The sequence below is a fragment of the Geodermatophilus sp. TF02-6 genome (assembly GCF_003319115.1).
Classification (GTDB): Bacteria; Actinomycetota; Actinomycetes; order Mycobacteriales; family Geodermatophilaceae; genus Geodermatophilus.
In genome coordinates this window covers 1-22,413 of sequence record NZ_QOHF01000012.1, presented here as the reverse complement: position 1 = coordinate 22,413, position 22,413 = coordinate 1, and the positions used below count along the sequence as shown (strand labels likewise).

General features: G+C 73.7%; 18 protein-coding genes. 15 read left to right on the top strand and 3 right to left on the bottom strand.

Going from position 1 to position 22,413, the window contains the following annotated elements:
• Positions 1–57 precede the first annotated feature (57 nt).
• On the top strand, positions 58–591 hold the full coding sequence (locus DQ238_RS12295; protein ID WP_113781569.1) for a CGNR zinc finger domain-containing protein: 534 nt from the start codon (positions 58–60) through the stop codon (positions 589–591).
• Positions 592–753: 162 nt separating this feature from the next.
• On the opposite strand, the gene DQ238_RS12290 is transcribed toward DQ238_RS12295, so the two are convergent.
• Positions 754–2,115 carry an IS110 family transposase gene (locus tag DQ238_RS12290; protein WP_233495915.1) on the bottom strand — a complete coding sequence of 454 codons (1,362 nt, stop codon included), beginning with the start codon at positions 2,113–2,115 and terminating at the stop codon, positions 754–756.
• A gap of 293 nt (positions 2,116–2,408) precedes the next feature.
• Between DQ238_RS12290 and DQ238_RS12285 the strand changes: the two genes are divergently transcribed.
• From DQ238_RS12285 to DQ238_RS12275, 3 genes are all read left to right on the top strand, one after another.
• Entirely contained in the window at positions 2,409–3,845 is a 1,437-nt protein-coding gene (locus DQ238_RS12285) for a bifunctional phosphatase PAP2/diacylglycerol kinase family protein (RefSeq protein WP_113781568.1), read from the top strand.
• 104 nt (positions 3,846–3,949) lie between these two features.
• Positions 3,950–4,498 (top strand): DoxX family protein, encoded by a 549-nt coding sequence (locus DQ238_RS12280; protein WP_113781675.1) that lies wholly within the window; start codon positions 3,950–3,952, stop codon positions 4,496–4,498.
• Positions 4,495–5,547, top strand: coding sequence for a PHP domain-containing protein (locus tag DQ238_RS12275; protein ID WP_113781674.1), 1,053 nt, complete (start codon positions 4,495–4,497; stop codon positions 5,545–5,547). Before DQ238_RS12280 ends, DQ238_RS12275 begins: the two co-directional genes overlap by 4 nt.
• 1,423 nt (positions 5,548–6,970) lie before the next feature.
• Here the strand turns inward: DQ238_RS12275 and DQ238_RS12270 are convergent.
• Positions 6,971–7,591 (bottom strand): hypothetical protein, encoded by a 621-nt coding sequence (locus tag DQ238_RS12270; RefSeq protein ID WP_147263063.1) that lies wholly within the window; start codon positions 7,589–7,591, stop codon positions 6,971–6,973.
• Between the two features lie 775 nt (positions 7,592–8,366).
• Here DQ238_RS12270 and DQ238_RS12265 point away from each other — a divergent pair.
• From DQ238_RS12265 to DQ238_RS12215, 11 genes are all read left to right on the top strand, one after another.
• Positions 8,367–9,110 (top strand): glycosyltransferase, encoded by a 744-nt coding sequence (locus DQ238_RS12265; protein ID WP_113781673.1) that lies wholly within the window; start codon positions 8,367–8,369, stop codon positions 9,108–9,110.
• Complete coding sequence (locus tag DQ238_RS12260) at positions 9,107–10,561, top strand: glycosyltransferase family 4 protein (protein ID WP_233495914.1); 1,455 nt, start codon at positions 9,107–9,109, stop codon at positions 10,559–10,561. Before DQ238_RS12265 ends, DQ238_RS12260 begins: the two co-directional genes overlap by 4 nt.
• The gene (locus DQ238_RS12255) at positions 10,558–12,204 is read left to right on the top strand and encodes a glycosyltransferase family 39 protein (RefSeq protein WP_113781565.1); all 1,647 of its coding nucleotides are present in this window, start codon (positions 10,558–10,560) and stop codon (positions 12,202–12,204) included. The genes DQ238_RS12260 and DQ238_RS12255 overlap by 4 nt, the downstream gene beginning before the upstream one ends.
• 43 nt (positions 12,205–12,247) lie before the next feature.
• On the top strand, positions 12,248–13,648 hold the full coding sequence (locus tag DQ238_RS12250; RefSeq protein ID WP_113781564.1) for a hypothetical protein: 1,401 nt from the start codon (positions 12,248–12,250) through the stop codon (positions 13,646–13,648).
• Complete coding sequence (locus DQ238_RS12245; protein ID WP_199506314.1) at positions 13,645–14,859, top strand: glycosyltransferase family 4 protein; 1,215 nt, start codon at positions 13,645–13,647, stop codon at positions 14,857–14,859. Before DQ238_RS12250 ends, DQ238_RS12245 begins: the two co-directional genes overlap by 4 nt.
• Positions 14,856–15,953: a GNAT family N-acetyltransferase gene (locus tag DQ238_RS12240; protein WP_113781563.1), complete on the top strand. Its 1,098-nt coding sequence runs from the start codon at positions 14,856–14,858 to the stop codon at positions 15,951–15,953. Before DQ238_RS12245 ends, DQ238_RS12240 begins: the two co-directional genes overlap by 4 nt.
• Positions 15,950–17,065: a GNAT family N-acetyltransferase gene (locus DQ238_RS12235; RefSeq protein ID WP_113781562.1), complete on the top strand. Its 1,116-nt coding sequence runs from the start codon at positions 15,950–15,952 to the stop codon at positions 17,063–17,065. Before DQ238_RS12240 ends, DQ238_RS12235 begins: the two co-directional genes overlap by 4 nt.
• Positions 17,062–18,510 carry a lipopolysaccharide biosynthesis protein gene (locus DQ238_RS12230; RefSeq protein WP_113781561.1) on the top strand — a complete coding sequence of 483 codons (1,449 nt, stop codon included), beginning with the start codon at positions 17,062–17,064 and terminating at the stop codon, positions 18,508–18,510. Before DQ238_RS12235 ends, DQ238_RS12230 begins: the two co-directional genes overlap by 4 nt.
• Positions 18,507–19,298, top strand: coding sequence for a PIG-L deacetylase family protein (locus DQ238_RS12225; protein WP_113781560.1), 792 nt, complete (start codon positions 18,507–18,509; stop codon positions 19,296–19,298). The genes DQ238_RS12230 and DQ238_RS12225 overlap by 4 nt, the downstream gene beginning before the upstream one ends.
• A gap of 152 nt (positions 19,299–19,450) precedes the next feature.
• The gene (locus DQ238_RS12220; RefSeq protein ID WP_147263062.1) at positions 19,451–20,527 is read left to right on the top strand and encodes an ATP-grasp domain-containing protein; all 1,077 of its coding nucleotides are present in this window, start codon (positions 19,451–19,453) and stop codon (positions 20,525–20,527) included.
• The gene (locus DQ238_RS12215) at positions 20,527–21,294 is read left to right on the top strand and encodes a metallophosphoesterase (protein WP_113781558.1); all 768 of its coding nucleotides are present in this window, start codon (positions 20,527–20,529) and stop codon (positions 21,292–21,294) included. The genes DQ238_RS12220 and DQ238_RS12215 overlap by 1 nt, the downstream gene beginning before the upstream one ends.
• An 87-nt stretch (positions 21,295–21,381) precedes the next feature.
• Here DQ238_RS12215 and DQ238_RS12210 read toward each other — a convergent pair whose 3' ends face one another.
• Complete coding sequence (locus DQ238_RS12210; protein WP_113781557.1) at positions 21,382–22,230, bottom strand: IS5 family transposase; 849 nt, start codon at positions 22,228–22,230, stop codon at positions 21,382–21,384.
• Positions 22,231–22,413 lie beyond the last annotated feature (183 nt).

The following is a 22,413-nucleotide window of genomic DNA, read 5'->3' as shown; positions in this document are numbered from 1 at the left end:
TCAAACCGACTACGACGCCTACTCGACGCCAACGGCCGCCCACCGGTGGGGGATTCCATGGACTACGACACCTACGGGTCCAGCGCCGTCGAGCTGGCCATCGACCTGGCCAACGCCGACCGGGACGCCGGGCCGCAGTGGGCCGGTGCGTTCCTCCGCGCGCACGCCGACTGGTTCTCACCCGGCACCGCCGTCGACCTCTCCCCCGACGAAGCCGCGCAGGCCGCTCGGACCGCCGACCTGGTCCGCGCCGTCGCGGTCGCCGGCTCGCAGGCCGAGGTGATCGACCGGCTCAATGCGCTGCTCGCCCTGGCCTCCCCCCAGCCCTACGCCACCGACCACGACGGCGAGCTGCACCTGCACCACGCCCGGCCGGACGCGCCGGCGCTCGAGCAGCTGACCACGACGGTCGCGATGGGTCTGTCGCAGGTCGTCGTCCAGCACGGGTGGCAGCGGATCGGCGTCTGCTCGGCCGAGGGCTGCGAGGACGTCTACGTCGACACCTCGCGCAACGCCAGCCGCCGCTACTGCTCCAACACCTGCGCCAGCCGGTCGACGGTCGCCGCCTACCGGGCCCGCCGGAAGGCCTGAGCGCCCCCGCGCGGACGATCAGGTGGGCTGGTCGTCCCGCGTCCAGGCTCACGGTGGACGGTGAGCCAGGACGCCGGACCGTGAGCTAACCGGAAAATGGTCAGGTGAGAGGGCATGACGAGGTGACCCCGGTCGGTGCCCGGGGCTGCGATTCCGTGTCTGTCAGGCCGCTGGGGTGAGGGCGACGGTGTAGCCCAGGGCCTGCAGCTGGCGGGTGAGGTGGCTGGTGCGGCGAGCCTTGTCGATGCGGCGGGTGTAGAAGTCGGCGCCGAGATCGGCGAACTCGGCGGCCGGGTCAGCCAGTAGGTGGAAGATGATCACCAGGATGGAGCGTTCCAGCGCGGCCAGGGCCTTGGCCTTGGGCATCCGTCTGATCAACCGCCGGTAGCGCTCGCCGAGGAAGGTGTCGGTCTTGGCCGCACCGGTGGCCATCTGGCCGAGCGCGGCCTTCAGGTACGGGTTGCCCTTGCCGGTGCGGGCTCTGCCCTTCTTGCGGCCAGACTCCACGGTGCGTGGGGAGGTCTTGGCCCAGGAGCACAGCCGCTGGGGAGTGCCGAACACCGTCATGTCCAGGCCGATCTCGCCGATGACGGCCCGGACCGAGTCCGGGCCACCGCCGGGAATCTGGCACAGCCGCTTGACTGCGGAGGCGTAGCCGGTCGGCCCGGTGTCGAGCGCAGCGGCGTTGACGGTGCCCGCGGTGGTGCTGTCGGCCGGTGCCGGGGCCGGGGCGGGGAGCGCGGCGATCGCCTCGTCGAGCAGCGCGGTGACCTCCTCGATGCGCGCACCGAGGTCGTCGATCTGACTGAGCAGCATCTTCGCCAGTCGGGCGTGGTGGTCGGTGAACCGGCCATCGCAAGCCGCTTCCAGCTCCGCGCGGCGGGCCCGGGCCCGTCCCTTGGCCAGTTCGGCGAGGACCTTGGGGTTGCGTTGCCCGGCGATCAGCGCCTCGATGATCACCCGCCCGGAGACGCCGTGGATGTCGGTGAGCACCGCCGAGATCTTGATCAGGGCGTCCTCGAGGAGCTTCTCGACCCGCTGCTTGACCCGGGTGCGGTCCTCGACCAGATCGAAGCGGGCCCGGGCCAGATCACGGACGTGCCGTATCGGTTCGGCCGGCACGAAGGAGGCCGAGACCATCGACTTCTCGGCCAGCTTGGCCAGCCACACCGCGTCGATCTTGTCGGTCTTGGGTCGGCCGGGGACGTTCTTCACCTGGGCGGCGTTGACCAGCCACACCGTCAGCCCGGCGGCCTCCAGCAGGTAGTAGAAGGGCCGCCAGTAGTCCGAGGTGGATTCCAAGACGATGCGCTGGATGCCCTGGGCTCGCAGGTGGTCGGCCAGTTCCAGCAGCGCCCGGGTGGTCGTCTTCACCTCCCAGACCTTGGTTACCCGCCGGCCGGTGCCGGTCTCGGCCGGCGTCCGGGTACACACCATGCCGCTGGCCTTGGCCACATCGATCCCGGCGACCCGCTCCAGGACCTGTTCGTGCTCGTCGACCTCGATCTCGATCGGCTGTTGCACCGCTCTCCCCCCTTCCTCCGGTTCGGCGTAGGTTGCCGCCAGGCGGGGCTGTCCGGGGGTCCGATGGGAATCAAAGAATCTAACCGGCGTGCTCGTGGCAACAGTGCGCAACCCCTCAGGCAGGGCCCCGGCGCCAGACTCAGCAACGGCCTCGAGTGCCAAGGAAGCGTCGGCGTCGACGGGCAGCCCCACCGCCCATTTTCACGCCATCGCGGCGTCCCCGGAGGGGCCCTGGGGACTCAGCTGATCATCCGGGGGACCCCGGGACGCGGGATGGGCTAGCGTCGGGCGGCATGCGCAGCGTCCGGCAGTGGGACGCCCGCCTGCACTCCTCCATCGGCGCCCTGCCCACCTCGGCCGCCGACCCCTGGCTGCGCCGGCTGTCCACCGCCGCCGACCACGGCCGGCTCTGGATCGCCGTCGCCCTCCTGCTCGGGCTGCGCCGCGGGACGCTGCGGCGGGGTGCGATCCGCGGGCTGGGCTCCATGGCGGCGTCGAGCGCGCTGGTCAACGCCGTCCTCAAGCCGGTGTTCGGCCGGCGGCGTCCCGACCTCGGCGCGCACCCGGTCGGCCGGCTGCTGCGCCGGTCCCCGACGACGCACTCCTTCCCCAGCGGGCACTCCTCCTCGGCCGGGGCGTTCGCCACCGGCGTCGCCCTGGAGAGCCCGGCGGTCGGGGCGTCGCTGGCACCGCTGGCACTCGGCGTCGGCTACTCGCGGGTGCACGTGGGCGTGCACTACCCGGGCGACGTGGTCGCCGGCCTGGCCATCGGGATGGCGGTCGCCGCGGGCAGCCGGCACTGGTGGCAGGTGCGGCCCACGACCCCGGCCCGGGTGCGGACCGCGCGCACCGCGCCGGCGCTGCCCGAGGGGGAGGGGCTGGTCGTCGCGGTCAACCCCCGCTCGGGCCCGGAGGACTACGACCCGGCCGAGGACGTCCGCCGGCTGCTCCCCCGCGCCGACGTCCGGGAGGGCACGCCGGAGCACTCGATCGCCGACCTGCTGGAGGACGCCGCGCGGTCGGGGCGGGCGCGGGCGCTCGGCGTGGCCGGCGGTGACGGCAGCGTCGCGGCGGCGGCCGCGGTGGCGCTCGAGCACGGCCTGCCGCTGGCGGTCCTGCCCGCCGGCACGCTCAACCACTTCGCCCGCGACCTGGGCGTGCACACCGTCGAGCACGCCGCCGAGGCGGTGGTCGCCGGCCAGGCGGTGGAGGTGGACGTCGCCTGCGTCAACGGGACGCCGTTCCTCAACACCGCCAGCATCGGCAGCTACCCGGAGATGGTGCGCCGCCGCGACGCGCTGGCCGGGCGCATGGGCAGGTGGGCGGCGATGACGGTGGCCGCGGCGCAGACCCTCCGCCGGGGGACGCCGGTGTCGCTGCTGCTCGACGGCCGGCCGGTGCTGGTCTGGATCCTCTTCGTCGGCAACTGCCGCTACACCCCGCGCGGGCTGACCCCCGCCTGGCGGCCGCGGCTGGAGGACGGGCTGCTCGACGTGCAGTACCTGCGCGCCGACGTCCGGTTCAGCCGCACCCGCGCCGTGCTCGGCTCGCTGCTCGGGATCAGCGACCGCAGCTCCGGTTACGCGGAGCTGCAGGTCGAGCGGGTGCGGGTGGTCTCCCGCTCGGGCCCCCAGCAGGTGGCCTACGACGGTGAGACCGGCGAGCCGGCGACCGAGTTCGTCTTCGGCAAGCGCACGCGGCTCGTCGTCTACTGCTGCCGCACCGACTGACCCAGCGGATCGGCGGCGACCTCACTACGGTCCGATCAGGGGTGTCCCGGCGCCTGCCGGGGCACTGGCACGACGACAGCTCCCCGACGGAAGTGAGGTCTCCCATGTTGGTCCGCCGGATCGCCCGGCCGCTGCTCGCCTCGTCGTTCGTCTACGGCGGGATCGACACCCTCCGCAACCCGCAGAGCCGGGTACCGGGTGCCGCCCCCGTCGTCGACCAGATCGCCCGCACGGCCGACGAGCAGCTGCCGGTCCAGGTGCCACGGGACGTCGAGCAGTGGGTGAGGATCGACGCCGGGGTGAAGGTCGCCGCCGGCTCGCTGCTGGCCCTGGGCAAGCTGCCCCGCCTCTCCGCGCTCGCCCTGTCGGCCAGCATCGTGCCGACGACGCTGGCCGGGCACCGCTTCTGGGAGCACGACGACCCCAAGGAGCGCTTCGGCCAGGTCGCGCACTTCCTCAAGAACCTGGGTCTGCTCGGCGGGCTGCTCATCGCCGCCGTCGACACCGAGGGCAAGCCGTCGGTCGGCTACCGGGCCCGCCGGGCGGCGCAGAAGGCGGCCGACGCCACCGAGAAGAACCTGGGGAGGGCCCAGAAGCGCGCCGCCAAGGCGCAGCGGAGGTCCGAGAAGCGGCTGAAGAAGGCCGCCCGCTGAGCGATCCGCTCCCGCCCGCGGCCGCGCTCCGGAGGATCGCCTTCCTCCTGGAGCGCGCCCGCGAGCCCACGCACCGGGTCGCGGCCTTCCGGACCGCCGCCGCCGTCGTCGACGCCCTCGGCCCGGAGGAGCTCGACCGGCGGATCCGCACCCGCACCCTCACCGACCTGCGCGGCATCGGCCCCAAGACCGGCGCGGCGATCGTGCAGGCGCACGCCGGCGAGGTGCCCGACTACCTCGCCCGGCTCGAGGAGGCCGCAGGCTCGCTGGTGCCGCTGGCCGACGACGTCGCCGCGTTCTGCAGCCACCTGCGCGGCGACCTGCACGTGCACTCGGACTGGTCGGACGGCGGCAGCCCCATCCGGGAGATGGCCGAGGCGGCGATCGGGCTGGGCCACGACTACGTGGCGCTCACCGACCACTCCCCCCGGCTGACGGTGGCCAACGGGCTCAGCGCGGCCAGGCTCGAGCGGCAGCTGGACGTCGTCGCGGAGCTGAACGAGGAGCTGGCGCCGTTCCGGATCCTCACCGGCATCGAGTGCGACATCGACACCGACGGCTCGCTGGACCAGACCGACGAGCTGCTGGGCCGGCTCGACGTCGTCGTCGCCAGCGTCCACTCCGACCTGCGGGCGGAGTCGGCGGCCATGACCGGGCGGATGCTCGCCGCGGTGGCAAACCCGCACACCGACGTCCTCGGCCACTGCACCGGGCGGCTGCTCGTCCCCCGCGAGCAGGGGGAGGGACGCCGGCAGCGGCCGCGGCCGGAGAGCACTTTCGACGCCGAGGCGGTGTTCTCCGCCTGCGTCGAGCACGGCACCGCCGTCGAGATCAACTGCCGGCCGGAGCGGCTCGACCCGCCGCTGCGGCTGCTGTCCCTCGCCGTTGACGCCGGCTGCGAGTTCGCCGTGGACACCGACGCGCACGCCCCCGGTCAGCTGGACTGGCAGGGCAACGGCTGCGAGCGCGCCGTCGAGTGCGGCGTCCCGGTGGAGCGGGTGGTCAACAGCTGGACCGCGGGCGAGCTGCTGGAGTGGACGGCCGGCTGAGAGACGGAGTCGTCGCGGCGCCTCGCCACCGCCCGGACGGTCCTCGACCCATCGTCGCGCCTCCCGCCCTGGTGCGAGCCTCCCTGGGCCGACACGACCCTCTACCTAGGTCGTGAGGGACCACTGACAGTGGGTCACCCATTCGGATGAACCTGTGCGCATCGTCAGGTACATGGTCACCCAATGTGATGAGTGTCTCGGCGCGTCGCCGGCCCGTGCGCCATGGGGTTGACCACCTCTCAGACCACGGTCGATGGTCCGCTCTCGTAGCTGGCGGTGGGGGGCGTCCCAGTGATCACGCTCGGCCACCCTGGGTCGACAGGAGAGGCAACGTGGTCCTCGGCGGGGGCATGGTGGCGGACGGCCGGGCGCCGTCCCGCACACCCAGCCCGCGCGCCGGTCGTCGGCTCGGGCTCCGTCGACTCCTCATGGGACTGCTCCTCCTCGGCGGCATCTGGGTCCTGTTCGGCGCGGCTGCCGACTCGGCGTTTGCGAACGAAACGGCGCCGAGCCGACCTGCGAGCCAGGAGCGGGCAGGATCAGAACCGTCCGACGCGGCTCCGGTGTCCGCAGGGGAGACGCGGAGCGAGGAGGAGGGCCCCACGCGAGCCCTCGAGCCCGATGTGGCGGGCACCGGGGCGGCCGGCATGTCGATGCCACCATCGCCTCCCGCTCCCCCGGACCCCGTCGCTGCGCCTCCAGACTCTCCACCCACCGCACGGCAGGCTCCCGCACCGGACGACCCGAGCGACCCGTCCCCTGCCGTGGAGACACCTCCCACGGTGAAGGCACCTCCCGCTGCGCAGGGGACTCCTCTCGTGGAAACCCCCAGCGCCGTGGAGCCATCGCAGGCGGCGCAGGCCCCTGTCGTGGTGGAGACACCTCCCGCCGCGGAGCCCTCCAGCGCCGTGGCAGCACCTCCGGTCGCGGAGACCTCTCCTCGCGCGGACACCCCCAGCGCCGTGCAGGAGCCTGCCGCTGCAGAGCCGACTCCTCCCGCGGCGACCCCCAGCGCTGTAGAGGCACCTCCCGCGGTACAGTCCCCTCCCGCCGCGCAGACCACTCCCGCGGTGGAGGAACCTCCGGCCGAGGAGACTCCTCCCGCGGTGGAGGAACCTCCCATCATTGAGACTCCTGCGGCCGAGCAGACCCCTCCCACCGCGGGAACCCCTCCCAGCCCTCCACCTCCTCCGGCTCCCGGCACAGGGGGCCTCGTCGGTGCAGATCCCCAGGACACCGACGGGCCGAATCGACCCGTCGGAGGCACCAGCAGGTCACACCCCCCGGCGATGGCCACTCCTCCGGCCAGACCGGCCACGGCTGCGCCCGGTCCGACCGAGCTCGCCTTGCCTGATCCGGCCCTGGCGACGTCGCCCACAGCCCCGAGGCCCCCGATGACCCGCTCGACCTGGGCTACGCCGGATCACAGCACGTCGACCCAGGGCGCCGTCACTCCGGCCGCGGACACGATCACCGCAACCGAGCCCCACGCGGTGACGCCGTCTCCCACGGCCACGCCGCTCCCGGGTCCGTCGACAGCGGACACCCCCGACAGCAGCACACCGGTGACGACGCCGACGGAAGGAACGGTCACCGAATCCGCCTCGGCCGAGGAACCGCTCGAGGATGTGGCCACGGACGGCGTCACGCCAGTACTCGACACCGCCAGCAGCGCACCCGCGAGCTCTCCTGGCACGACGTCCACGAACGCCGAGCCCGCGGACGTCGAACCCACGATCAGCCAACCCACAACCACCGAACCTTCGAGCAGCGAAGCCACGAGCATCAGCGCCACGGACGCCGTCGCTGCCGAGGGCACCGCCGCTGAGCCTGCCGAACCCGCCAAGGCCGCCACCGCCGAACCCACCAAGGCCGCCACCGCCAAGCCCACCAAGAGCGCCACCGCCGAACCCACGAGCAGGGAACCCACGAGCGCGACGGGGACGCCCGACAGCGCCACGGACGCCGCTACCACCAAGCCCACCAAGGCCGCTACCACCAAGCCCACCAAGGCCGCCACCGCCAAGCCCACCAAGAGCGTCACCGTGCACACCCCTGCGATGGACGACGGTGCGAGACCGGCGGTCTCGAGGAGTTCTGCGGGCGCAGTCGAGGTGGCGCAGAGGGCCTCCTCGGGGTCTCGGGCCGTCCCCTGTGTCGGACCCGCGGACGCCCTGCGTCCTGCGGGAGGTGTCACCGTGACCTCCGGACGGGCATCGCCCAGGGCTGCGGTACCGACTCAGGCCATCGCGAGGGATACCCCATCGGGCGACGAGGCAGGCACCGCGGCCCCTCCGACCCCGACGCCCCCACCGCTCCCGGTCAGCCCACCGATGCCCCCGCCGGCGCCGCCGGTCCCGGCCGGGCCTTGCACCGGCTCGCTGACCGCCGGTTCAGCCGTCAGCGGTGGGCAGGGCGACGACTTCGACTGGCCACCCGCCGTCCTGGACGCCGGCCGTCCCGCCGCTCACATGTGGGCAGCGGTCTGTCGGTCCTCCGGTCTGGCCGGTTCCGTCCTCGGTGGTCCCGGGGACCCGGGAGCGCGCCCGGACTGATCCCGGGTCGCTATCTGCGTCCCGTTCGACGCCCGATCCCTCAGTAGTGCGCAGGCACGGCTCCTGCCGGCCGCCTCCCCCGGGACCTCCTCCCACCCCCGCACCCACCACGTGTCCGCACTCGTGCCGGCACGCCGCCAAGGAACTGGTCAGATGAGGAACACCGTCCACGCCGGACCTGCCGTCCGGTCCGCCTCCGACCGCCCCGTGATCATCCACTCCCTCGGGGTCCGGCCCGTCCGGAGCCCGCACCACCCCCTGGGGATGCCTGCGTACTCGCGTCCCGTGGCCGACCTCGAGGTCGCGATCCCCGCGTACAACGAGGTGACCCGCCTCCCCCAGACCCTCTGGTGCACCGTCGAGTACCTGCGTCGACAGCCCTGGTCCTCCCGCGTGGTGGTCGTGGACAACGGCAGCTGCGACGGGACCGCCGACGTCGTGCGAGCCCACACCCGCAGGACCGACGGACGCGTGCCCGTCGACCTCGTGGGCTGCGCACGACCCGGCAAGGGCGCGGCCGTCCGTCGGGCCCTGCTGAGCAGCCGGTCCCGGTTCGTGGGGTTCTTCGACGCCGACCTCGCCACCCCCGTCGAGACCCTCGCCACCGTGATGGAGCACCTGGAGGACGGTGCGCAGGCGGTCATCGGGTCGCGGTACACCGCAGGCGCCCGGTTCGTCCACGCCCAGCCGGCCGCCCGACGGTTGGGCGGTGCCGCCTTCCGCCTCATGGCGCGCAGCCTGGTCAAGGGCGTGGACGACACCCAGTGCGGCTTCAAGTTCTTCGAGCGGCACACGGTCACGCACGCCCTCGTCACCTGCCGGACCACCGGCTTCGCCTTCGACGTCGAGCTCCTGTGCCAGCTGCAGCGGGCCGGCGTGGCCATCGTGGAGATCCCCGTGGCGTGGAGCCATGCCGACGAGTCCTCGTTCTCGCCGTGGCGGGACGGGCTGGCCAGTTTCAGCGCTGTCCGCCGGATGCAGCGCTCGACCACCGGGTGTGCGTCGTGACCGGCACGGCCGCGGACCTGCGGGGCTCGCGCATCCTGGTGCTCAACTGGCGCGACGTCCGCCACCCGCACGCCGGCGGGGCCGAGCAGTACATCCACGAGATCGGCGCCCGCTGGGTGCAGGCCGGGGTCCACGTGACCTGGCTGACCGCGCGAGCGCCCGGCCAGGCCGCCCGGGACCGGCTCGACGGCATGCACATCCTGCGTGCCGGTGGCCCGCTGTCGGTGTACGCCCGGACGGCGGCGCGCCTCCTGCGTGCTCGCGGACACTTCGACGCCGTCGTCGACTGCCAGAACGGGATCCCGTTCTTCGCGCCGCTCTTCGCGGGGGCGCAGGTGCCCGTGGTGCAGGTCGTCCACCACGTGCACCAGGACCAGTTCGCGACGCGGTTCCCCGCCCCGGTGGCCGCCATCGGCCGCTGGCTGGAGGGACCGGTGGCCCGGCGGGTGTACGGGGACCGCCCCGTCGCCGCCGTCTCGACGTCGACCCGCGCCGAGGTACGGCGTCGGCTGGGCTTGCGGGGCCCGGTCTTCGTGGTGCCCAACGGGACCGTCCCGGTGCGGAGGTCCCAGGGGCAGCGTGCTAACGAGCCCATGATCGTCGTGGTCAGCAGGCTGGTACCGCACAAGCGGGTCGAGCTGCTCCTGGGCCACCTGGCCACGACCGCAGAGCAGATCCCGGGACTGCGTGTCGAGATCGCCGGCGACGGTCCCGAGCGCACCCGTCTCCAGGCCCTGTCGTACGAGCTGGGACTGCAGTCGACCGTCCGCTTCCACGGGCGCGTGTCCGACGAGGCCCGTGACGACCTGCTCTCCCGGGCGTGGCTCACCACGTCGACCTCGGCCGCCGAGGGGTGGGGGTGCTCGGTGATGGAGGCCGCAGCCTGGGGCGTCCCGTGTCTGGCGCTGGAGGCACCCGGCATCCGGGACTCGGTCCTGGACGGCGAGACCGGCTGGCTGGTCGACGAGCCGCGACGGCTGGGGTCTGCCCTGGTCAGCGCCGTCGGGTACCTCGACGACCGCAAGCGCGCGGAGGAGATGGCCGCGACCTGCCGCGCCTGGGCCGGCTGCTTCTCCTGGGACCGCAGCGCCGATCTGCTCGCCGGGATCGTCCTCGAGGAGATGCGGCACATGGCGGCGAAGGAAGGCGGCCAGGCCGCCGAACGACGGTCGGCGCGGTCGGACATGGCCGTGCTGGCCGGCTTCCCCACCCCCGAGGCCGACGTGCGCAAGGAGCTGCGGTCCACCGACGAGGTCGTCTGCCGGGGGGACCGGACGGCGGTCGTGCTCAGCGGCTGCGACGAGTTCGACGCCGCACGGGTGCTCGACCGGATCGGCGTGCGGGACCGGCACCTGCGGCTGGTCGACCGGCGGCTCCTGCTCGCCGGCCCCGCGGCACCACCCGCACCCGACCGGGACGACAGGTGCCTCGACGTGGGGCGCAGCGCATGACGCTCGTCGACCAGCCGCGCGTCCCGGTCGAGGAGCCGGGCGCCCGTCCACTCCACGGGAGGCACCGGGCGAGGAGCAGCGGGGGCGCCTCGGCCCCGCTGCTCCTGGCGGCCGCCCTGGCAGCGCTGGCCTTCGCGGTGCGCTCGATCGGCCTCACCCGGAGCTTCGAGCTGTGGATTGACGAGATGCACTACGCCGACCTCGGCGCCTCGATCAGCCGGGGGGAGCTGCCCGCACTCGCCGACGGCCCGTTCTTCCTGCACCCGCCGGGGTTCTTCGTCGTCGAGGGCGCCGTGATCCGGCTCCTCGACCTGCAGACCGCCGACAGCATGAGCCTCGTCTACGACCTGCGGTGGCTGACCGCGGCCCTCGGGTCGCTGTCGGTGGCGCTGGCCTTCCTGCTCGTCCGTCGCGTGGCGGGCACCTGGCCCGCGGTGTGGGCGGCGCTGGTGCTGGTGTTCGAGCCCTTCGTCCTGCGCAACAACAGCCGCGTCTTCCTGGAGACACCTGCGGCCGCCGCGGTCCTGGCCGGTCTGCTCCTGCTCGTCGGGCACCTCGACCGGCGGCACCGGGGACGTGCGCAGGGCCGCCTGTTCCTCGCCGGCCTCCTGCTCGGGTACGCCGTCCTGACCAAGGACGTGTTCGCGGTCTACGCCGTGGTCCCGGTGCTGCTGGCCGTCGTCTGGCGGCGGACCCTGCGGCTCGGGGAGGCCGGGACGGTCCTGCTGGGGGTCGTGACCCCCTACGCGGTGTACCTGGTCCTCCTGTCGCTCGCCGGCGACCTCGGGCTGTGGGCCGCGGCCAAGGGGAACGGCCTCCTGCGGCTGGTGGGCGCGGAGCAGGCGACCGGCTTCAACGCCCCCGGAGCGCCCAGCCTGGTCGACCGGCTCCTCGACCAGGCGCAGGGGTACGGCACGAGTTACCTGTTGCTGTTGCTGTGCCCGTTGGCCGGGCTGCTCGCCGCCGCCAGCCACCGTCCGGACCGCCGGCTCGTCGGCCTGACCGCCGTGGTCATGGGCGTGATCGGGGCCTTTCTGGCGCTGTTCGGCACGCTCGAGGAGCACTTCGGCTACCCGATGGTCGTCGCCGGCGTGACCGCCCTGGCCGTCTGCGCCGCCGAGGTGGTCGAGCGCCGGCCGTCCCAGCGGACGGTGACCGTCGTCCTGGCGTCGGTCCTGCTCGCCGCCGTGGCCACCACGGGCCTGCGGCTGGAGACCACCGACGACGGGGGCTTCCTGCGCTTCCGCGCCTGGGCAGCCGCCGAGCTCCCGCCCGACGCCCGGGTCGGCGTCACGAACGACACGGCGATCCGCGCCTTCCGCGACGACGACCGGTTCGGCCCATGGTCCACCGCGCAGCAGCTGGAGGACAACGGGGCGCGGTACGTGCTCACCGTGAGCCTGCCGACCGAGCAGGGCTACGCGCGGGCCCGGCCGGAGCTCCTGGACTGGCTGGAGGCCAACGGCACGCCGCTGTTCCGGGCCGACGGTCCGACCAACGGGCAGACCGTGCTGTGGTCCGTGCCACCGGACGCCCTGGCCCGTGCCGCCGCGGACGGGGTCGGTGGGCCGCCCCCGCCCCCCGTCGACGCGGGCACCGCCGGCGAAGCGGTCCCCGAGGCAGGTGACCGTGGCACGCGGTGAGGGCACGGGCCGGCCACCGGGCCGTCGCCGTCGACGGGCTCCCGTGGTGCTGCTGGTCCTCGCCCTGACCGTCGCCGCCGCGGTCGGCGGCGTCCTGCTGGTGTCGCGACAACCGGAGGACCGGATGCAGGAGCAGGACGTGCCCGGCCTCGCCTTCGGCGTCCTGGGGTCGCGGTGCGACCCCGACCGGGTCGCCGAGCTGAGTGAGGCCGGCGTGCGCTACGCCGAGCTGGGGCTGTCCTGGGAGCACTTCGAGCCGGTCGCCGGCGAGGTCGACGAGGGATACGCCAGCCACGTGCGCCGCCAGATCGAGCAGTGCCGGCAGGCGGGCATCGGGGTGGTGCTCACCCTGGGGCTGCACTCGGCTCCGCGGTGGGTCGCCGAGCTGCCCGGTGGTTCGTACGTCGACCAGCACGGCGAGCGCGGTCCCGACGAGGTCCCGAACGTGGTCTTCAGCGCGGCCGTCAGGGACGCCGTCGCCGACTACCTCGCCGAGCTGGACCGCGCCGTGGGCCTCGGGCGGGCCGCGGCGATCCGCGTGGGCACCGGCGTCAACGGCGAGCTGGGCTACCCGGGCACCGAGGCCTCGGGTCACAACCCGTTCTGGGCCTTCGACGAGGCCGCTCAGAACGGCGTCGGCCTGGCCGACGGGGCGGCGGTCACCCCCCTGCCCGGGTGGACCCCCGGCTCCCCGGTCTGGCGCGGTACCGAGGTGGGCACCGAACAGGTCCGGCAGTGGTTCCGGTGGTACTCGCAGTCGGTCGCCGACGCCGTCGTCTGGGTGGTCCGGACGCTGCGCGACCAGGGCTACGAGGGCGACGTCCACTTCCCCCTGGCCGGCCGAGGTGCGCTGCCCGCCGACCTGGAGGCGGCCCTGGCCGCCCGTCTGGACGGCACCGCCGACCGCGACGGCAGCCTGGAGGGGGGCCTGTTCTACCCCGAGCAGCTGCCGCACATCGCGCAGAGCCTCGCGCGCACCGAGCGCGCCGGTTGGGGCGGGGTGTACGCCGACTCGAGCAGCGTGGACGACGCGACGGCGGTGACCGCCCGCGAGCTCGACCCGCCCCAGGACACCTGCCAGCCGGGGGACGCCGACCGCGACCTGCTCACCGAGCCCGGCGTGGAGCAGTGGTCCTCCGTCCGCTGGACGGTCGCCAACGCCCGCCGGGCCGGGCTGGACGTGATGGGTGAGAACCCCGGGTCCCCGGACACCCCGCGGACCGGCGGCAACGAGCTGACCGACAGCCCGGAGGAGCAGATGGTCCACGCGCCGCGGTACGCCCGGGAGTGCGGGTTCGCCCTGTTCATGTGGGCGTTCGAGGACGACCTGTTCGGCACCCGGCCCGGGGTCGGCCTCGACGACTACGCCCACCAGATCCGCACGGTCGGCACGGGGCGACGGCGTCCGGCGCGCCCGTCGACCGGGGAGGGCCGGCAGGGATGAGCGGCGTGGACACCGGCGCGCCCGCGTCGCACCGGACCCCCCGCGCCCACCCTGCGGCCCTGCGCGTGCTGCACCTGGGCTTCGAGGACCCGCTGATGCCGGGCTCGGGCGGCGGATCGGTGCGGACCCGGGAGATCGACCGGCGGCTGGCCGCCGAGGGCATGGCCGTCACCGTCCTCACCACCCGCTACCCGGGCTGCGTGGACGGCGTCTACGAGGGCGTGCGGTACGAACACGTGGGCATCGGCCGCGGCCGCAACCGGCTGACCCGGCTGCTCGGCTACCTGGCGGCGCTCCCGGTCGCCGTCCGGCGGCACGCCGAGGCTGACCTCGTCGTCGAGGACTTCCTGCCGCCGTTCTCCAGCGCGGCCGTCCCGCTGTGGACCCGGCGGCCGGTCGTCGGCATGGTCCAGTGGTTGCACGCCCGGGAGAAGGCACGCCAGTACAAGCTGCCGTTCCACCTCATCGAGCGCGCGGCCGTGCGCACCCACCGGCGGCTCGTCGCGGTGTCGCACGGGACCGCCGAGCGGTTGACGGCGATGAACCCGCGCGCCTCGGTCCAGGTGATCGGCAACGGCGTCGACCCCGGCCTGTTCGCCGAGCCGGCGCAGCTGGGCCGCGACGTGTTGTGCATCGGCCGCCTCGAGCTGGAGGGCAAGGGGCTGGACCTCCTGCTGCGGGCGTGGGCGCAGGTCCACCACAGGGTGGACGGCGACCTGGTCATCGCCGGCCGCGGCCCGGACGAGGCCCGCGTCCGGCAGCTCGCCGAACGGCTGGGCGTCGCCGCCCGGGTGCGCTTCGTCGGCTGGGTCAGCGGCCCGGACAAGGCCCGTCTGCTCGCCTCCAGCCGGCTGGTCGTGGTGCCCTCCCGCGCTGAGACCTTCGGCATCGTCGCCGTCGAGGCGCTGGCCGCCGCGACCCCGGTCGTGGCCTTCGACATCCCCTGCCTGCGCGAGGTGGTGCCGCCCGCCTGTGGCCGGCTGGTCCCGCCGTTCGACGTCGCCGCGCTCGCCACGCAGCTGGCGGCGCTCCACCCCGACCGGGACCTGATGCTGGCCATGGGGGCGGCCGGCCGGGCCTTCGCCGCCGGCTACGACTGGGACGTCCTCGCCCGTCGACAGGCGGAGGTCTACCGCTTGTCCGTGACCGCCTCGCGAGCCGGGACCTCACCGCGACGGGGACGTCCCCTCCTCTCGGATGCACGCCCGTGACCGCCCGTTGCTCCACGAGGTCGACACAGGACGTCCACGTCGTGTCCCCAGCACCACGCGACATCTGGCAACAATTCCTGGCCGCCGACCCCGATGCCCTGCCGACCCAGACGCCGGAGTGGACCGACTGGGTGTGCCGCACCCGCGGCTGGACCGACGCCAGCCGGCTCTACGAGTTCTCGGACGGGCGCCGCCTCCTGCTGCCGCTCATGGCCTGGCACCGTGCCGGTGTGCCGATCACCGCCGAGTCGATGCCCTACGGCTTGGGCTACGGAGGTCCGCTCGTGGCCGGGGGCGAGATCACGCATGCCTCAGCTCGCTCGATGCTGACCGATCTGAGGCGACGGCCCCTGCTGCGGGTGGGGATGGTCCCCGACCCACTGAAGGCGGACATCTGGGCCGCAGCCGCGCCACCAGGTGCGATCCGAGTCCCGTACCTGGCCCACGTCCTCGATCTCGAGGGCGGCTTCGACCGCGTCTGGCAGGAGCGGTATCGCAGTGACGTTCGGAAGAACATCCGCCGTGCGACCAGACAGCCCCTCGAGGTCCATCAGGGGAGCGGTGCAGACCTCGTCGACGTCTTCGCCGAGCTGAACCGCCGCTCCGTGGACCGCTGGGCACTCCAGCGGGGCCAGCCACTGTGGCTGGCCCGCTTGGTCGAGCGTCGACGCGACCGCGTCGGTCAGCTCTCCTCCGCCGTCACGGCGCTGACCTCCATTCTCACGTCCTGGACGGCGCACCTGCACGGTGAACCGGTGGCGGCCTACGTGCTGCTGCACTTCGGCACACGCGCCTACGCCTGGATGTCGGCAATGGACAAAGAGCTCGCCCGACGGACGGACGCCGGCGCGCTGCTGCAGTCCCTGGCCATCGAGCACGCCTGCGCCGCCGGGGCTCGCTGGTTCCTGATGGGTGAGGCGGCCGGCGGCTCGGGTGTGGAGGCGTTCAAGGAGCGCTTCGGGGCCAGAGCCGTCCCCTACGCAGCACTGCGACTGGAACGGCTCCCCATGACCGCCGCGGACCGTCGGCTCAGGTCGACCGTCGATGCCATGATCACCGCCCGGCGCGACCTCACCTCGGAGACCCGCTCATGACCACGACCACCCGCCACTCGAAGGGCTCGGGGCAGGACACCTCGGACGGTGTTCGCGTCATCTCCCCCGCGCCGCGCGACGTGTGGCGGGAGCTGCAGTCCGCCGATCCGGACACCTTGCCCACCCAGACGCCAGAGTGGACCGACTGGCTGTGCCACACGCGGGGGTACGGCGACGCCAGCCGGCTGTACGAGTTCCCGGACGGCTGCCGGCTGCTGCTACCGCTGGTGGCCCGTACCACGGCGGGGGTGCCGGTCAGTGAGGAGTCGATGCCGTACGGCTTCGGCTACGGGGGTCCGCTCGTGGCCGGCGGTCAGGTCACCGGGGCCGAGGCCGAGGTGGTGCTGGCCGACCTGGCCGCGCGCCCCGCCATGCGGGCCACGCTGGCCCCCGACCCCCTGGTCGCCAACACCTGGGACGCGGCCGCGCCGGCCGGCGCCGTGCGGGTCCCGTTCCTGTGCCACGTCCTCGACCTCGAAGGGGGCTTCGACCACGTGTGGGCGCAGCGGTACCGCCAGGACGCGCGGAGGAAGGTCCGTCGCGCGGAGAAGCAGCCGCTCGACGTCCGCCAGGTCCGCGACAGCAGCCTCGTCGAGACCTTCGCCGAGCTCAACCGCCGGTCCGTGGACCGCTGGGCGCGGCAGGGCGGCAGACCGCGGTGGCTCGCCCACCTTGTGGAGCGGCGACGGGACCGCGCCGGTCAGCTGGCTTCCGCGCTGCCCGTCCTCGGCGCCACCGTGACCGGCTGGACGGCGCACCTGCACGGCGAACCGGTCGCGGCGTACGTGGCCCTGCAGCACGGCCACCAGGCCTGGTTCTGGATGTCGGCGATGGACCAAGAGCTGGCCGGACGGACCTCCGCGGGTGCGCTGCTGCAGTCGCTGGCGATCGAGGCCGCCTGCCGGTCGGGAGCCCTCCGATTCCAGCTCGGCGAGTCCGACCCCGGCTCGGGGGTGGCGCGGTTCAAGGCCGGCTTCGGAGCGGCTCCGGTCCGGTACCACGCACTCCGCTTCGAGCGGCTCCCGCTGACCGCCACCGAACACCGCCTCCGGTCGGTCCTCGACCGGGCCGTCTCCCTCCGGCACCTCCGCACCGCGGGACGGCGCCGGTGAGCACCGTCCCGCCGACCGCCGGCGCCGTCGCGCCGGGCGGCCTGCCCGGCCAGGCGCCTGCCGACGGCCGCCTGGTCTCCTCGCGTGGCCCCCTGGTGTCGGCGTCCATGGCCCTGGTCGCCGCGATCAGCTACGCCGGCGCCCTCGTGCTGGCCCATCTGCTCGCCGCGCCGGCCTACAGCGAGTACGCCGCGGCCGCGACGCTGCTGGGCACCGTCGGCGTGTTCGCCGCCGCGCTGGTCCCGATGCCGCTCACGCACGTCATCCGCACCCACCCGCGGCGGTCGGAGGAACGATGCCGGGGGATGGCCTTCGCCTGGTCGGTGTCCGCCGCCGGCGGGCTGCTCGCCGCGCTGGTGACGGGGCTGGTCACGGCGACCTTCGCGCGGACGGCCGTGGTCGGGACGGTCGCCGTCTCGGCGCTGGTCCTGTTCCTGGCCAGCCCGCTCTGGGGCTGGCTGCACGGCGAGCTGCTGTTCGTCCGCAACGCGGTCCTGCTCGAGGTGGAGGTGATCACCCGGATCTCCGTGACCGTCGGCGTGGTGCTCGCCGGATGGGGAGCCGGTGGTGCGCTGACCGGGTTCGTCGCCGGCTCGCTCGTCGTGCTGCTCGGCGCGCCCCGCGCGCTGTGGCGGGACCTGCAGTGGCGCCCGGAGGTGCTGCGCGAGCGTGCACGCTGGGCCGAGACGGGGGACATGGCCCTCACCCAGCTGATCGTCTACGCGCTGATCGGCGCCGACGTGGTGCTGGTGGCGGCCCTCGCGACCCACGACGCGGAGAGCGCCGGCTACCAGGCGCTGTCGACCCTGGCGAAAGCGCCCGTCTACGTGGCTGCCGGCTCGGTCGCCGTGGCGTTCCCCCTGCTGCGCAGCCGACAGGCCCGCACCGACCACATCCTCACCACGACGATGCGTTCGTTCACCGTGCTCGCGCTCTCGGCCGCGGCCGTGGTCGCCACCGTGCCCCGCGACCTGGTGCTCCTCGTCTTCCCCGAGCGCTACGCCGACTCCCTCCGCCTGCTGCCGGTGCTCGCCGCGGCAGGGGTCGGCTACGCCGCCCTCACCCTGTTCACCTCCGTGCTGCTGGGCCTGCGCGCGTACCGGCGGTGCCAGGTGGGACTGCTGGCCGCGGTCGTCCTCATGCCCGTCGGCCTGCTGCTGGGCTGGCGGGTCGGCGACGTCCCGGGTCTAGCCGTGGGCGTGGCGCTGGCGGCGTTGCTCGCCGCGGGGGCGCTGTGGGCGGCCGCCGCGCCGCTGCTGCCCGCGCGCACGCCGGCCCGGGCGCTGCGCGCGCTGGTCCTCACCGGCGTGCTGGTGGCACTCCTGGAGCTGGCCCGCTTCGTGCCGCCCCTGTGGGTGGCCGCGATCTTGCTGCTCGGCGCAGCGGTGCTCCGACTGCTGCGGCGCACCGATGACGTCCCGACCGACGAACAGGAGACCCGATGAGCGATCCGCTGTCCGCGCGCCTGGAGGAGGCGGTGGCCGGGGGCCGGGGGATCCTGGTGCTGTCCGCGCACCTCGACGACGCCGTCCTCTCCTGCGGTGCGTTGCTGAGCAGCCTGGCCGGGCGGACCCCGGTCTGCGTGGCGACCCTCTTCACCGAGGCCGGACCCCCGCCGCACACCAGGGCAGCCCGCGCCTTCCTCGCCCAGTGCACGGTCGGGGACGCCGCCGAACTGTACGCGGCCCGGCGGCACGAGGATGCCGACGTGCTGGCGGGGCTGGGCGTCGAGCACGTCCACCTGGGACACGTCGACGCCCTCTTCCGGCGCCGGAAGACGCCACCGGCCGTGGCCCGGCTGGGCCGCGTCGTCCCCGAGGTGGTGCACTGCTACCCGACCTTCCGCTTCGACATCGCCAGGGGCCGGGTCTCCTGGGGGGACCGCACACTCGTCCACCGGCTCGACGCCGAGCTGCGCGGGCTGACCGACCACATCGACGCGGCGCTGGTCCTCGGCCCGGTCGCAGTTGGCCGGCACGTCGACCACCTGATCGCCCGTACCCTCGTCGAGCGGCAGCCCCGCCCCACCGTGCTCTACTCCGACTTCCCCTACGACCGGCGGGACCACCCGGACGCCGGCTACCTCGCAGCACGCCGGCTCAGGCCCGTGTCCTGGGATCAGGACCTCGACACCAAGCAGGTCCTGATCAAGGGCTACCGCACCCAGGTCGAGGCGCTGTTCCCGACGGGCGAGATCCCCACAACTCCCGAGACCTACTTCCTGCCCTCGTGAGAGCGAGTTCCCGGATGCCCATCGTGCCTCAGCCTGTGACGGAGGCTGCACCGCAGGTGCCGACGGCGACGGGCCGACGTGTCGGGCGGGCGTTCGTCATGGGGGACCGCGACCTTGCGTTACCGCTGCGCGCGGCGGACGTCCCCGTCACCTTGATCAGCCCGCCCACGACCGCCGACCGGTTCTCCCGGCACGTCTCTGCATGGCTGTCCGACCCCCGGCCCGACGAGGACGCGTTGGTCGCGGCGCTACTGGCCGGTTCACGCGGCGACGAGGCCCCGGCAGCCCTGTTCTACCAGGGTGACGACGACCTGCTGCTCGTCTCCCGTCGACGCGAGGAGTTGTCAGCGGGGCTTCGCTTCGTCGTACCCGACGCCGACCTGGTCGAGAAGGTGGTCGACAAGGCGGCCTTCCAGGAACTCGCGGCCGACATGGACCTGCCGGTGCCCCGAGGACAGGTCCTCGACCTCGACCGGTCGACGCTCGACGAGCGTCTGGGCTTCCCCCTGCTGGTCAAGCCGCTGCGCCGGGAGCGCTCCTGGGACGCGGCCACCCCCGCCAAGGCCGCCCTCGTCCACGACCGCCGGGAGCTCGCCGCCCTTGTGGAGCGGCTGACCGCGGCCCACTCGCGGGTGATCGTGCAGGAGCCCGTCCCGGGCCCGGAGACGTGCATCGAGAGCTACCACGTCTACGTCGACGCCTCCGGCGGCACGGCCGCAGAGTTCACCGGGCGGAAGCTGCGCACGTACCCGCAGGCGCTGGGCCACTCGACCGCCGTCATGACGACCCGGGCGCCGGACGTCACCGAGCTCGGTCGCGCGGTCGTGGCACGGCTGGACCTGCACGGCGTAGCCAAGCTGGACTTCAAACGCGATCCCGACGGGCGGCTGTGGCTGCTGGAGGTGAACCCGCGGTTCAACCTGTGGCACCACGTGGGCGCCGCCGCGGGGGTCAACATCCCGGCCGTCGTCTGGGCGGACCTCCTCGAACTGCCCCGACCGGCCAGGGCGACGGCCCGCCCTGGTGTGGCGTGGTGCCGGGTCGAACGCGACCGTCTCGCCGCCCGTGAGGAGGGGATGAGCCTGTGGAGCTGGCTGCGCTGGGTCGCCAGGTGCGAGACCACGTCGCCGCTCGACCTGTCCGACCCGATGCCCTTGATCGCCGGCAAGGTGCTCGCACCGACCCACCGCGCACTCCGCCGGTTCCTGCGGACCCATCCTGATCGCTGATGCGTCTCGGCCTCCTCTCCGACGTCCATGCCAACCTCCAGGCTCTCCAGGCGGTACTCGGCACGCTGGAGCGTCGGGGCGTGGAGGAGCTACTGGTCGCCGGGGACCTCGTCGGCTACGGCGGGCAGCCCAACGAGTGCGTGACCGTGCTGGCCGAGGCCGGCGCGCGGTGTGTTCTCGGCAACCACGACCTCCTCGTCCTCGACCGCCTGCCGCCGACCGGCTTCCACGCCCTCGCCCGACGCGCCGCCGACCTGCACCGGTCGCTGCTGTCCACCGACGTCCGGAGCTTCCTCGACACCCTGCCCACCACGCTGCACACCGGTCGCGTGCTCATGACCCACGGATCGCTCGACAGCCCCGAGGAGTACGTCACCGAGGAGCGCCGGGCTCGCGAGCTGCTCGGCCGCCTCCCCGCCGAGACACCGGGGACGGACACGCTGGTGCTCGGGCACACGCACCGGCAGTGGCTGTTCGACGCGGTGGCGAGCACGATCCCAACCATGGGCACGGTCGCTGCGTCCTGCGCTCCGCGCCTGCTCAACCCCGGGAGCGTGGGGCAGTCCCGGGAGCGCGAGCGCCGTCCCCGGGCCCGCTGCGCGGTCTACGACGACACGGCCGGCAACGTCGAGTTCCTGCAGTTGGACTACGACGTCGCGGCGAGTCGCCGGAGTCTGCGGCGCCACGGGCTGCCCGACCGGTGCGTGCACGCGCCGCCACGACTGCGGTGGACGGCGGTGGGATGGGCGAGGGGGGCCCTCCGATGACCCCGGCTCCCATCACCGTCCGAGTCGCCGCCGACCTCGAGGAGCTGGAGGAGCACGCCGACGCCTGACAAGGTGTTGAGAAACGGTTTAGGCTGCCTTCGTTCGTTGCCACGGACGGCGGCCGGGAGCAGGGGCGAGGCGACGGGCCATCAGCCCGATCATGGCCCACTTGATCATCGCCTCGGCGTGTTCGGGACGGCGCTCGTAGTCCCGGGCCAGCCGGCGGTGACCAGTAATCCAGGCATGGGTGCGCTCGACCATCCAGCGCCGCGGCAGCGGCACGAACCCGGACTGCCCGACCAGCTTGGCCACCACCTGCACGACGATGCCCAGCGCACCGGCGGCGAACTCCTGCACGCGGCGGCTGTAGGCGGCATCGGCCCAGGTCAGTGCCAGCGAGGGCATGACCGTCTTGGCCCGGTCCAACACCTGGATGCCGCCGTCGCGGTCTTGCACGCTGGCCGCGGTCACCAGTACCACGATGAGCAGGCCCAGGGTGTCGACCACCAGGTGCCGCTTGCGACCGTTGATCTTCTTGCCGGCGTCGTAGCCCCGGGTGGCCGTGCCCACGGTCGCCGCGCCGGGCACCGACTGGGAGTCGATCGCGCCGGCCGAGGCCATCGGATCCCGGCCGGCGGCATCCCGGGCCGCATCCCGCAGCGTGTCGTGGATGCGGTCGACGGTGCCATCGGCGGTCCAGGACTGGAAGTAGAAGTACACCGTCGTCCACGGCGGGAAGTCGTGCGGCAGCTGCCGCCACGAGCAGCTGGTTCGCACCACGTACAAGATCGCCTCGACGATGCGCCGCCGCGGGTACTTGGGCGGGCGTCCGCCGCGGGTACCGCGGCCACGGGTGCTGAGTACTGGCACCAGTGGCTCGATCAGCGCCCACTGGGCATCGGTCAGGTCCGAGGGGTAGGCCGGGGAAGAGCCCATGCCTCAGCCTCGCCGACCCGGCCGCCGGTGTCAGCAGCCTTACTCAACACGTTCTGAGCTTGTCGTTTAACCCTTGATTTTCGGGTCGGTGGTGTCTCGTTTGGCGGTCTTGCCGACGTCGTAGCGGGGAGCCCGGCTGCGGTTGGCGACCCCGGCTGGCCGTCCTGGCCCGGGATGGGCGGG

What these genes read in the sequence shown, in the direction of transcription:
- DQ238_RS12245 (WP_199506314.1), top strand. Translation starts at nt 13,645, where the DNA reads ATGAGCGGCGTGGACACCGGCGCGCCCGCGTCGCACCGGACCCCCCGC.
- DQ238_RS12255 (WP_113781565.1), top strand. Translation starts at nt 10,558, where the DNA reads ATGACGCTCGTCGACCAGCCGCGCGTCCCGGTCGAGGAGCCGGGCGCC.
- DQ238_RS12295 (WP_113781569.1), top strand. Translation starts at nt 58, where the DNA reads ATGGACTACGACACCTACGGGTCCAGCGCCGTCGAGCTGGCCATCGAC.
- DQ238_RS12215 (WP_113781558.1), top strand. Translation starts at nt 20,527, where the DNA reads ATGCGTCTCGGCCTCCTCTCCGACGTCCATGCCAACCTCCAGGCTCTC.
- DQ238_RS12280 (WP_113781675.1), top strand. Translation starts at nt 3,950, where the DNA reads ATGTTGGTCCGCCGGATCGCCCGGCCGCTGCTCGCCTCGTCGTTCGTC.
- DQ238_RS12210 (WP_113781557.1), bottom strand. Translation starts at nt 22,230, where the DNA reads ATGGGCTCTTCCCCGGCCTACCCCTCGGACCTGACCGATGCCCAGTGG.
- DQ238_RS12265 (WP_113781673.1), top strand. Translation starts at nt 8,367, where the DNA reads ATGCCTGCGTACTCGCGTCCCGTGGCCGACCTCGAGGTCGCGATCCCC.
- DQ238_RS12235 (WP_113781562.1), top strand. Translation starts at nt 15,950, where the DNA reads ATGACCACGACCACCCGCCACTCGAAGGGCTCGGGGCAGGACACCTCG.
- DQ238_RS12285 (WP_113781568.1), top strand. Translation starts at nt 2,409, where the DNA reads ATGCGCAGCGTCCGGCAGTGGGACGCCCGCCTGCACTCCTCCATCGGC.
- DQ238_RS12225 (WP_113781560.1), top strand. Translation starts at nt 18,507, where the DNA reads ATGAGCGATCCGCTGTCCGCGCGCCTGGAGGAGGCGGTGGCCGGGGGC.